The organism is Pseudomonas vlassakiae, from assembly GCF_014269035.2.
Lineage (GTDB): Bacteria > Pseudomonadota > Gammaproteobacteria > Pseudomonadales > Pseudomonadaceae > Aquipseudomonas > Aquipseudomonas vlassakiae.
This window is the reverse complement of sequence record NZ_JABWRP020000004.1, coordinates 382,833-394,575: the sequence shown is the minus strand read 5'-3', so window position 1 is coordinate 394,575 and position 11,743 is coordinate 382,833. Positions and strand designations below refer to the sequence as shown.

At 62.1% G+C, this 11,743-nt stretch carries 9 protein-coding genes and 1 pseudogene; 7 read left to right on the top strand and 3 right to left on the bottom strand.

All coding sequences use genetic code 11. The features are described 5' to 3' along the window. Window positions 1–451: YaiI/YqxD family protein (locus HU738_RS08015; protein WP_217871437.1), on the top strand; the 451-nt coding region annotated here is incomplete at its 5' end. On the opposite strand, the gene elbB is transcribed toward HU738_RS08015, so the two are convergent. Beyond that, complete coding sequence (gene elbB / locus HU738_RS08010; protein ID WP_099814415.1) at window positions 452–1,117, bottom strand: isoprenoid biosynthesis glyoxalase ElbB; 666 nt, start codon at window positions 1,115–1,117, stop codon at window positions 452–454. Between the two features lie 113 nt (window positions 1,118–1,230). On the opposite strand from elbB, the pseudogene HU738_RS26185 reads away from it, so the two are divergent. Beyond that, window positions 1,231–1,857: pseudogene (locus tag HU738_RS26185) on the top strand (sterol desaturase family protein); the annotation flags it as partial. Between the two features lie 501 nt (window positions 1,858–2,358). Here the strand turns inward: HU738_RS26185 and HU738_RS08000 are convergent. After that, window positions 2,359–3,003 carry a DedA family protein gene (locus HU738_RS08000; protein ID WP_186601945.1) on the bottom strand — a complete coding sequence of 215 codons (645 nt, stop codon included), beginning with the start codon at window positions 3,001–3,003 and terminating at the stop codon, window positions 2,359–2,361. Window positions 3,004–3,216: 213 nt separating this feature from the next. Here HU738_RS08000 and ppk1 point away from each other — a divergent pair, with 213 nt between their 5' ends. After that, complete coding sequence (ppk1, locus tag HU738_RS07995; protein WP_176507532.1) at window positions 3,217–5,448, top strand: polyphosphate kinase 1; 2,232 nt, start codon at window positions 3,217–3,219, stop codon at window positions 5,446–5,448. Here the strand turns inward: ppk1 and ppx are convergent. Next, window positions 5,435–6,937, bottom strand: a complete 1,503-nt coding sequence (gene ppx / locus HU738_RS07990) for an exopolyphosphatase (protein ID WP_176507533.1) — start codon at window positions 6,935–6,937, stop codon at window positions 5,435–5,437. The genes ppk1 and ppx overlap by 14 nt on opposite strands. 242 nt (window positions 6,938–7,179) lie before the next feature. On the opposite strand from ppx, the gene trxA reads away from it, so the two are divergent. The 4 genes from trxA to HU738_RS07970 all read left to right on the top strand — a co-directional run bounded on the left by trxA (window position 7,180) and on the right by HU738_RS07970 (window position 11,557). After that, entirely contained in the window at window positions 7,180–7,509 is a 330-nt protein-coding gene (gene trxA / locus HU738_RS07985) for a thioredoxin TrxA (RefSeq protein ID WP_054883904.1), read from the top strand. A 230-nt stretch (window positions 7,510–7,739) separates the two neighbouring features. Then, window positions 7,740–8,999, top strand: coding sequence for a transcription termination factor Rho (gene rho, locus HU738_RS07980; protein WP_003253661.1), 1,260 nt, complete (start codon window positions 7,740–7,742; stop codon window positions 8,997–8,999). Window positions 9,000–9,122: 123 nt separating this feature from the next. After that, window positions 9,123–10,589 carry a 4-hydroxy-3-polyprenylbenzoate decarboxylase gene (ubiD, locus tag HU738_RS07975; RefSeq protein ID WP_099814417.1) on the top strand — a complete coding sequence of 489 codons (1,467 nt, stop codon included), beginning with the start codon at window positions 9,123–9,125 and terminating at the stop codon, window positions 10,587–10,589. Continuing rightward, window positions 10,589–11,557 (top strand): CDP-6-deoxy-delta-3,4-glucoseen reductase, encoded by a 969-nt coding sequence (locus tag HU738_RS07970; RefSeq protein WP_176507534.1) that lies wholly within the window; start codon window positions 10,589–10,591, stop codon window positions 11,555–11,557. Before ubiD ends, HU738_RS07970 begins: the two co-directional genes overlap by 1 nt. Window positions 11,558–11,743: the final 186 nt, after the last annotated feature.

Genomic DNA, 11,743 nt, shown 5'->3' with positions numbered 1-11,743 from the left:
GCGCATCTGGATCGACGCCGATGCCTGCCCCAAGGCAGCCAAAGACCTGATCGTCAAATTCGCCCTCAAGCGCCAGCTCGAGGTGGTCATGGTGGCTGGCCAGGCCGTTGCCAAACCGGCCTTCTCGATCGTCCGCCTGATCGTGGTGCCTAGCGGCATGGACGCGGCCGACGATTACCTGGTCGAGCACGCCGTGCCCGGCGAGCTGGTGATCTGCAGCGACGTGCCGCTGGCTGACCGGCTGATCAAGAAGGGCGTGGCCGCGCTGGATCCGCGTGGCCGCGAGTTCGACGAACGCAACATGGGCGAGCGCCTGGCGGTGCGCAACCTGTTCACCGAGCTGCGTGAACAGGGCCAGGTCGGAGGCGGGCAGGCGCCCTATGGCGAGCGCGAGAAGCAGGCGTTCGCCAATGCCCTGGACCGTATCCTTACCCGCCTGAGCAAGGGCTGATCACTCCCCTTCGTGGGTCAGCTCCAGCACCCGGTCCACCAGCTTGTAGATGCCACTGGCGGCTTCACTGATCGACTTGGCCACCATGTAGGCCGGCGTGGTCACCAGCTTGCGCTGGGTGTCTTCGACGATGTCATGCACATCACACACTTCGTGCTTGCCGCCCATCTTTTCCACCGCCGCCGCGGTACCCGCGTCATTGCCGATGGTGCAGACCACGCCCGGGCCATAGATCTTCGCCGCCAGCGCCGGCGAGATGCAGATCAGGCCGATCGGCTTGCAGGCTTCGGCAAAGGCTTCGGCCAGGCTCAGCACGTCCGGGTTCACCGTGCATTCGGTGCCTTCCACGGCAAAGTTGGACAGGTTCTTCGCCGCGCCGAAACCGCCGGGCACGATCAACGCATCGAAATCCTCGGCCTTGGCCTCACGGATGTCCTTCACTTCGCCACGGGCGATTCGCGCCGACTCGGTCAGCACATTGCGTGACTCGGGCATTTCCTGGCCGGTCAGGTGGTCGATCACGTGCATCTGCGCAATGTTCGGCGCAAAGCACTGCACCTGTGCGCCGCGCTGGTCCAGGCGCAGCAGGGTGATCACGCTTTCGTGGATTTCCGCGCCGTCGTATACACCACAGCCGGAAAGAATCACCGCTACTTTCTTGGTCATGCTCATTACTCCATTTTCGAGGCGCTAAATGTCGTCTAGTTTGGCAGATGTGGCCATAGGGATTACGCCGGGCGCATCCTAATCTCTGTGGATAACCCTATCGAGCGTTGCCCATGGACCTGATTCTGCTGGCCGTGCCGTTCTTCTTCGTGCTGATCGCTGTGGAGCTGATTGCCGACCGTGTGCGCGGTCAACGCAACTTCACCCTTGCCGATTCGATCAACAGCCTCAGCACCGGCGCGCTGTCCACCAGCACCGGCCTGTTGACCAAAGGGGTCGGGCTGTTGACCTATGCGCTGGCCTGGGAGCACCTGGCGCTGCTGCGTCTGCCGTCGAATGCCATGTGGGTCTGGCTGCTGGCCTTCGTGCTGTACGACCTGTGCTACTACTGGCTGCACCGCCTGGGCCATGAGCGCAACGTCCTGTGGGCGGCGCACTCGGTTCATCACCAGAGCGAGGAGTACAACCTCACCACCGCCCTGCGCCAGACCAGCAGTGGCTTCATCTTCTCGTGGATCTTCTACTTGCCGCTGGCGCTGATCGGCGTGCCGCCCGTGGTATTCATCACCGTGGCGTCGCTGAACCTGCTGTATCAGTTCTGGGTACATACCCGGCATATCCCCAAGCTTGGCTGGCTCGAGTGGGTGTTGATCACACCCTCCAACCATCGCGTCCACCATGCACAGAATCCTGTTTACTTGGATCGCAACTACGGCGGCGTGTTCATTGTCTGGGACCGTCTGTTCGGCACGTTCAAGGAGGAAGACCCGGCCGAGCCGGTCGTGTTCGGTGTGACCACACCCTTGGCCAGCTGGAATCCGCTGTGGGCCAACCTGCAGTTCTATGCCCAGCTGTACGGCGATGCCCGCCGCACGCGCAGCTGGAAGGACAAGCTGCGCATCTGGTTCATGCCCACTGGCTGGCGCCCGGCCGATGTCGCGACAGCTTATCCACAGGCGAAGCAGAACCTGGCGTTGTTCCGCAAGTTCGAGATTGCCCTGGGCCGGGCGTGGCAGGTGTACGTGGCGGTGCAGTTCGCGGTCTACATCGCGTTGGGCAGTTATCTGATGGACGTGGCCGAGCGTGTGCCGAGCGCCGCGCTGGTGCTGGGTTGGTCGCTGATGGCGTTTGGCTTGTTCGTGCTGGGTGCGGCCCTGGAAAACCGGCCGTGGGCGGTGCGCCTGGAACTGGCGCGCCTGCTGACGCTGGTGCCGGCGCTGTACCTGGCCGGCACGCTGGGCTTAGCGGTGGTCGTGCCCGTGTTCTGGCTGGTTCTCGGTTTTTACCTGCTGTTCAGCGCTGGCGGGCTGTTCTTCTGCCGCCGCGCGGCGCTCGGCGCGCAGGGTGCGGAAACGCCGGCGCAGCCAGAGCAGGCCACCCAGCAGCAACAGGCCGCCGAGCACCCATAGCTCGTACTTCTTGATGCTGCCCAGCATGCCTTCGAGGATGGCGCCGAAGTGATAGGCCGCCAGGCCCAATACCAGGGCCCAGACGGCGGCGCCGATGCCGTTGAGCAGCAGGTAGCGACGCGGCGAGTAGCCAGACAGGCCGATGGCGATCGGCATCACCGTGCGCAAGCCGTAGACGAAGCGGAAGCTCAGCACCCAGATGTCCGGGTGGCGGCGGATATGCTCCAGCGCGCGGTCACCCATGGCCTGCCAGCGAGGCTTGCGCGCAAGGATCTTGCGCCCGTGGCGTCGGCCCATGAAGTACCACAGCTGGTCGCCAGCGTAGCTGCCACAGAACGCCACCAGCACCACCAGCTTGATGTCCATGTATTCGCGGAACGCAAGGAATCCCGCAAGTACCAGAATGGTCTCGCCTTCGAAGAAGGTGCCTAGAAAAAGGGCAAAGTAGCCGAAATCCTGCAGGAATTGTTGGAGCATTTTCTGAGGTGCTGGCGAAATGAACGCGCAGCCTACCCCTTCGCGCGCATTCGTGAAAGTGTCCAAATGTGTCTCGACGTGAACAATTCCTACACGGACAATACCGGCAGCCTTAAGTCGCGGCTTGCGCGAAGCGGTAACACAGCCGTCATAATGGGCGCTTATCTTGCCGCTCAATTGATCATAGGGCGTTAACGTCCTCAGGAACGTCAGATGAATAATGAAGTGCTAACCCCTGTCGCGATCAAGGACGCCCAGGCAGTCCCCGAACAGATGGTACAGACCCCGCCAGACCTGCCCGAGGTCGTCGAGCCGGTGGTCGAAGTCGCCGCTCCGGCCCCGACGCCGACGCCGGCCATTGCCGTCCCGAGCCTGGACGACAGCAGCCTGTACATTCATCGCGAACTTTCCCAGCTGCAATTCAACATCCGTGTGCTGGAGCAGGCGCTGGACGAATCGTATCCGCTGCTCGAGCGCCTCAAATTCCTGCTGATCTTTTCCAGCAACCTCGACGAGTTTTTCGAGATTCGCGTCGCCGGCCTGAAGAAGCAGATCAACTTCGCCCGCGAACTGGCCGGCGCCGATGGGCTGCAGCCGCATCAGGCGCTGGCACGTATCAGTGAGCTGGTGCACATCGAGGTCGAGCGCCAGTACGCGATCCTCAACGATGTGCTGCTGCCGGAGCTGGAAAAGCACGCCATCCGCTTCATTCGGCGCCGCTACTGGACACCCAAGCTCAAGACCTGGGTGCGCCGTTACTTCCGCGACGAGATCGCGCCGATCATCACCCCGATCGGCCTTGACCCGACCCACCCGTTCCCGCTGCTGGTGAACAAGAGCCTGAACTTCATCGTCGAGCTCGAAGGGGTCGACGCCTTCGGTCGCGATTCCGGTTTGGCGATCATCCCGGCGCCACGCCTGTTGCCGCGCGTGATTCGTGTGCCGGAGGACGTTGGCGGCCCAGGCGACAATTATGTCTTCCTGTCGTCGATGATCCATGCCCACGCCGATGACCTGTTCCAGGGCATGAAGGTGAAGGGTTGCTACCAGTTCCGCCTGACCCGCAACGCCGACCTGGCGCTGGACTCCGAAGAGGTCGACGACCTTGCCCGTGCGCTGCGCGGTGAACTGTTCTCGCGCCGCTACGGCGATGCCGTGCGACTGGAAGTTGCCGACACTTGCCCGAAACACCTGTCGGACTATCTGCTCAAGCAATTCAGCCTGAGCGAGAGCGAGCTCTACCAGGTCAACGGCCCGGTCAACCTGACCCGCCTGTTCAGCATCACCGGCCTCGACAGCCACCCGGAGTTGCAGTACACGCCGTTCACCCCGGCGATCCCCAAGCTGCTGCAGAACGCAGACAACATCTTCAGCGTGATCGGCAAGCAGGACATCCTGCTGATGCACCCCTTCGAGTCCTTCACCCCGGTGATCGACCTGCTGCGCCAGGCCGCCAAGGACCCGCACGTGCTCGCCGTACGCCAGACCCTGTACCGTTCCGGGGCCAACTCGGAAATCGTCGACGCCTTGGTGGATGCGGCGCGTAACGGCAAGGAGGTCACTGCGGTGATCGAATTGCGCGCGCGCTTCGACGAAGAGTCAAACCTGCAGATGGCCAGCCGCCTGCAGGCGGCTGGTGCGGTGGTGATCTACGGTGTGGTCGGTTTCAAGACCCACGCCAAGATGATGCTGATCCTGCGCCGCGAGCAGGGCGAGATCGTGCGCTATGCCCACCTCGGTACCGGCAACTACCACGCCGGTAACGCCCGCCTGTACACCGACTACAGCCTGCTGACCTCCGACGATGCCCTCACCGAGGACGTCGGCAAGCTGTTCAGCCAGCTGATCGGCATGGGCAAGACCCTGCGCATGAAGAAGCTGCTGCACGCGCCATTCACCCTGAAGAAGGGCATGCTCGACATGATCGCCCGGGAGACTCAGTTCGCCCTGGAAGGCAAGCCCGCGCACATCATCGCCAAGTTCAACTCGCTGACCGACGCCAAGGTCATCAAGGCGCTGTACAAGGCCAGCCAGTCGGGCGTGAAGATCGACCTGGTGGTGCGCGGCATGTGCTGCCTGCGTCCAGGCATTCCGGGGGTTTCGCACAACATCCAGGTGCGCTCGATCATCGGCCGCTTCCTCGAGCACACGCGGGTGTTCTACTTCCTCAATGGCGGTGAAGAGCAGATCTACCTGTCCAGTGCCGACTGGATGGAACGCAACCTCGACAAGCGCGTCGAGACGTGCTTCCCGGTCGAGGGCAAGAAGTTGTTGCTGCGGGTGAAAAAGGAGCTGGAAGGCTACCTGACCGACAACACCCACGCCTGGACCTTGCAGCCTGACGGGCGCTACGTGCGCAGCACCCCGACCGGTAACCAGAACCCACGCAGTGCCCAGGCGACCCTGCTGGAGCGCCTGAGCAACCCGGTCCTCAACGTACGCTGAGGACGAAGCCGACCCGGGCCAGCCACTCCGCCTCATTGGCGAAGTCGGCCTGGGTCAGCTGGTTCTGTTCCAGCCAGCCTTCAGGGAACACCACTTCAAGGCTGTCTTCGCCGGCCTGCAGTTCTACCTTGGGCATCTGCTGGTTGCCACGGATGTGGTGGAACAAGATGGCGAAGCGCAGCAGCACGCACAGGCGGATCAGCTGCACGGCTTCGTCGCCGAACTCCGCAAACTTGTCCTTGGGAATGTTGCGCCGATGGCCGCGCACCAGCAGCGCCATCATCTGCTGCTCGTCGCGAGAAAACCCCGCCAGGTCGGAGTGCTCGATCAGGTAGGCGCCATGCTTGTGATAATGGTAATGGGCGATATCCAGGCCGATTTCATGGATTTTAGCCGCCCAGCCCAGCAGGTCGCGCCAGTTGCCTTCCTCAAGCTTCCAGGCCTTGGCCACCTGGTCGAAGGCGTGCAGTGCCTTGCGTTCGACGCGTGCCGCCTGGCCCTGGTCGACGTGATAACGCTCCATCAGCGAATTGAGGGTGCGCTCGCGTACATCCTCGTGGTGATGGCGGCCGAGCAGGTCGAACAGCACGCCTTCACGCAAGGCGCCGTCGCAGTGGTCCATGCGCTGCAGCTCCAGGGCGTCGAAAATGGCTTCGAGAATCGCCAGGCCGGCCGGGAAGATGGTACGCCGGTCGGGTTTGATGCCTTCGAAATCGATCTTGTCGGCCTCGCCGAGCTTGAACAGCTTGCGCTTGACCCAGGCCAGGCCCTCGGCATTCACCTCGCCATTGCCCAGGCCGCCGGCCTTGATTGCGGCGCCGATGGCGCGGATGGTGCCGGACGAGCCGATGGCCTCGTCCCAGGTCAGGCGATGCAGGGCGTTTTCGATGCTCATCAGCTCCAGGCGTGCGGCGGTGTAGGCCTGGGCGTAGCGCGCCGGGGTGATCTTGCCGTCGCGGAAGTAGCGCTGGGTGAAGCTCACGCAGCCCATTTGCAGGCTTTCGCGCAGCAGCGGTTCGAAGCGCTGGCCGATGATGAACTCGGTACTGCCGCCGCCAATGTCGGCGACCAGGCGCTTGCCGGGCGTGTCGGCCAGGGTGTGCGACACGCCGAGGTAGATCAGGCGTGCCTCTTCACGGCCGGAGATGACCTCCACCGGGTGGCCGAGAATGGCTTCGGCGCGCTGGATGAATTCGTTGCGGTTGCGCGCTTCGCGCAAGGCATTGGTGCCGACGATGCGCACGGAGCCTGCCGGCATGCCGTTGATCAGTTGGGCAAAACGCTTGAGGCATTCCAGGCCTCGCTCCATGGCTTCTTCGCTGAGCTTGCGCTCATCGTCGATGCCGGCGGCCAGCTGAACCTTCTCGCCGAGCCGCTCGAGAATGCGGATTTCGGTATGGTGAGCCTTGGCCACGACCATGTGGAAGCTGTTGGAGCCCAGGTCGATGGCGGCGATCAGGGACAGGTTCTTCGCGGAGGTATGCGGCATTCTGTGTGTTCTCGGTCGGTAACCCGGCAATCGTGCCACGATCCTTGGCTGACGCCAACGCGCACCGCACCGGGCCTTGATGCAAGGCAATGTGCCATTCCATGCTATGACACTTGTGTGACAGTTTGGATTCGTGGTGTCTTGCACAACTATAGTTACACTCAATCGTCCGTGACTTCCTGTAGGGCCTGGGTGCCGCTATCATGGGCCACGTTTTTTTGCTTACGACCCTGGAGATATCCATGAGCAGCGATCTGATCAAACACGTCACCGACGCCACCTTCGATGCCGAAGTCCTGCAGGCTCAAGGCCCGGTGCTGGTCGACTACTGGGCTGAATGGTGCGGTCCATGCAAGATGATCGCTCCGGTTCTGGACGACATCGCCTCCTCCTACGAGGGCAAACTGACCGTCGCCAAGCTGAACATCGACGAAAACCAGGAAACCCCGGCCAAGCACGGCGTGCGTGGCATCCCGACCCTGATGCTGTTCAAGAACGGCAACGTCGAAGCCACCAAGGTCGGCGCTTTGTCCAAATCGCAGCTGGCCGCGTTCCTCGACGCCCACCTGTGATGTGAAGAAAAAACCCCGCAAATGCGGGGTTTTTTCTTTTTCAGAGCACTAGACGCAGAAAAAAGCAAGTGTTACATTCGGCCTCGCACTGCTTCTTCAGTGCCCTCTGCACGCCGTCGCCGAAGCATCCCTAATTCGAATCAGTACGCGATCCTGTCGCCATCAAGCGGCGCGGCCTCATTAAGCCAAAGCTTAATTCTCCCTTCTTACATGATTACGTCACTCCCCTTATGAACCTGACTGAACTCAAGCAAAAGCCGATTACCGATCTTTTGGAAATGGCCGAACAGATGGGCATCGAAAACATGGCCCGTTCGCGCAAACAGGACGTGATTTTCGCCCTGCTGAAAAAGCACGCGAAAAGCGGCGAAGAGATCTCGGGTGACGGCGTGCTGGAGATTCTCCAGGATGGTTTCGGTTTCCTGCGTTCGGCTGATGCGTCCTACCTGGCCGGCCCTGACGACATCTACGTCTCGCCCAGCCAGATCCGCCGTTTCAACCTGCGTACCGGCGACACCATCGTCGGCAAGATCCGCCCACCGAAGGAAGGGGAGCGTTACTTCGCCCTGCTGAAGGTCGACACCATCAACTTCGACCGCCCGGAAAACGCGAAGAACAAGATCCTCTTCGAAAACCTGACGCCGCTGTTCCCGAACAAGCGCCTGAAGATGGAAGCCGGCAACGGCTCCACCGAAGACTTGACCGGTCGCGTCATCGACCTGTGCGCCCCGATTGGCAAAGGCCAGCGTGGCCTGATCGTCGCTCCGCCGAAAGCCGGTAAGACCATCATGCTGCAGAACATCGCGGCGAACATCACCCGTAACAACCCAGAGTGCCACCTGATCGTCCTGCTGATCGACGAGCGCCCTGAAGAAGTGACCGAAATGCAGCGCACCGTGCGCGGTGAAGTGGTCGCTTCGACCTTCGACGAGCCGCCAACCCGTCACGTGCAAGTTGCCGAGATGGTGATCGAGAAGGCCAAGCGCCTGGTCGAGCACAAGAAGGACGTGGTCATCCTGCTGGACTCCATCACCCGTCTGGCCCGTGCCTACAACACCGTGATCCCGAGCTCCGGCAAGGTACTCACCGGTGGTGTCGACGCCCACGCCCTGGAGAAGCCGAAGCGCTTCTTCGGCGCCGCGCGTAACATCGAGGAAGGCGGCTCGCTGACCATCATCGCCACCGCGCTGGTCGAAACCGGCTCGAAGATGGACGAAGTGATCTACGAAGAGTTCAAGGGTACCGGCAACATGGAACTGCCCCTGGACCGTCGTATCGCCGAGAAGCGTGTGTTCCCGGCCATCAACATCAACCGTTCCGGTACCCGCCGCGAAGAGTTGCTGACCGCCGACGACGAACTGCAGCGCATGTGGATCCTGCGCAAGCTGCTGCACCCGATGGACGAGATCGCCGCCATCGAGTTCCTGGTCGACAAGCTCAAGCAGACCAAGACCAACGACGAGTTCTTCTTGTCGATGAAGCGCAAGTAAGATCGTCATACCACGCAACAAGCCGGGGAAACCCGGCTTTTTGCTATCTGTACTTTGGCTATTGCGGCCCTAACGGCGCTACACTCAGCACCCCGACCGATACGGCCAACACGAGGCTCATGCATGCAGTATCGCGATTTGCGCGACTTCATCCGTGGCCTGGAGCAGCGCGGTGAACTCAAGCGCATCCAGGTTCCGATTTCCCCAGTCCTGGAAATGACCGAGGTCTGCGACCGCACCCTGCGCGCCAAGGGCCCGGCCTTGTTGTTCGAAAAGCCCACCGGCTTCGATATGCCGGTGCTCGGCAACCTGTTCGGCACGCCAGAGCGCGTGGCCATGGGCATGGGCGCCGAGTCGGTCGACGAACTGCGCGAGATCGGCAAGCTGCTGGCTTTCCTCAAGGAGCCCGAGCCGCCGAAAGGTCTGAAAGATGCCTGGTCCAAGCTGCCGATCTTCAAGAAGGTCGTGTCGATGGCGCCCAAGGTGGTCAAGGACGCGGTGTGCCAGGAAGTGGTCGTCGAGGGTGACGATGTCGACCTCGGCCAGTTGCCGATCCAGCACTGCTGGCCGGGCGACGTGGCGCCGCTCATCACCTGGGGCCTGACGGTGACGCGTGGTCCGAACAAGGACCGCCAGAACCTGGGCATCTACCGCCAGCAGGTGATCGGCCGCAACAAGGTGATCATGCGCTGGCTGAGCCACCGAGGCGGCGCGCTGGACTACCGTGAGTGGTGCGAAAAGAACCCGGGCCAGCCGTTCCCGGTCGCCGTGGCCCTGGGCGCTGACCCGGCCACCATCCTTGGCGCCGTGACGCCAGTACCGGACACCCTCTCCGAATACGCCTTTGCCGGCCTGCTGCGTGGCAATCGTACCGAGCTGGTCAAGTGCCGTGGCAGCAACCTGCAGGTACCCGCCACCGCCGAGATCATCCTCGAAGGCGTGATACACCCGGGCGAAATGGCCCCGGAAGGCCCTTATGGCGATCACACCGGCTATTACAACGAGGTGGACAGCTTCCCGGTGTTCACCGTCGAGCGCATCACCCACCGGCAAAACCCGATCTACCACAGCACCTACACGGGCCGGCCGCCGGATGAGCCGGCGATTCTGGGTGTGGCACTGAACGAAGTGTTCGTGCCGATCCTGCAGAAGCAGTTCCCGGAAATCGTCGATTTCTACCTGCCGCCTGAAGGCTGCTCGTACCGCATGGCGGTGGTGACCATGAAAAAGCAGTACCCAGGCCACGCCAAGCGCGTGATGCTGGGTGTGTGGTCGTTCCTGCGACAGTTCATGTACACCAAGTTCGTTATCGTCACCGACGACGACATCAACGCTCGCGACTGGAACGACGTGATCTGGGCCATTACCACGCGCATGGACCCCAAGCGTGATACGGTGATGATCGACAACACCCCGATCGATTACCTCGACTTCGCGTCGCCGGTATCCGGGCTGGGGTCGAAGATGGGCCTGGACGCCACGCACAAGTGGCCGGGCGAGACTACACGCGAATGGGGCCGGGTTATCGTCAAGGACGAGGCCGTCACCCGCCGTATCGATGAGCTGTGGGATCAGTTGGGAATAGATTGATGCAGGTAACGTTGCAGCCGTCCGGGGCGGTGCTGGCGCTTGAACCCGGGGAACGGATCCTGGATGGGGCGCGGCGGCTGGGCTATGACTGCCCGAATAGCTGCCGCAATGGCAATTGCCATGTCTGCGCCGCGTTGTTGGTCGAAGGAAGCGTGCGTCAGGACGGTGAAGTCCGTGACCATGGCGAGTTGTTTACCTGCATCGCCGAACCGCTGGAGGACTGTGTGTTGCTCTGGGATGGTGTGCTGGCCCCGGGCGAGCTGCCAGTGCGCAAACTGGCGTGCAGCCTGAGCGAATGCGTCGAGGTCGGCGGCGACGTCTGGCGCGTGCGCCTGCTGGCGCCAGCCGGCAAGCCGCCGCGGTACCATGCTGGGCAGTACCTGATGATCGAGCGTGAGGGCGGCAAGCCGGCGGCCTTTTCGCTGGCCTCTGCGCCACATTCCGGGCGCGAGCTCGAGCTGCATGTGCTGGGCCGCGAGGCTAGCGCGCTGCAGTTGCTGGCGCAGTTGCAGCGTGACCGCATGGCGCGTATCGAAATGCCATTCGGCGATACCCACCTCGCCGAACTGCCTGACGGGCCGCTGGTGCTGATTGCCGCTGGCACCGGCATGGGCCAGATGCACAGCTTGGTCGAACATTGCCGCGCCCAGGGTTTCAAGCACCCGGTGCACCTGTACTGGGGCGTGCGCCGCCCGGAAGACTTCTACAGCATCGAGCATTGGGCTGAATGGGAGCGCTTGCCCAACCTGTTCTTGCACAAAGTGGTCAGTGACCTCTGTGGCTGGGAAGGGCGTTGCGGCATGCTGCACGACGCGGTGCGTGAAGATGTGAAAGACCTCAATACCGTGCATGTGTATGCCAGCGGTTCTCCGAACATGGTCTACGCCACCCTCGACGCACTGGTCGAGGCTGGCATGGATGCGCATCGCATGCGCGCCGATGTGTTTGCCTACGCACCACGCAGTTAATAACCGAAGTTTGAAGTAGTGGGTATAAGGCGGTCATTGTTACCGCCTGGGCCATTAACTTTCGCGGCCACAGAAACAATACTTCCCAGTCGTCGGAACTGTACGTGAAACACTGTTCATGGGACTTGAGTATTGCTGCGGTTCTATCCTATGGTTACTGCAAGCGCCCGTGGCGCGGCTGCGCAG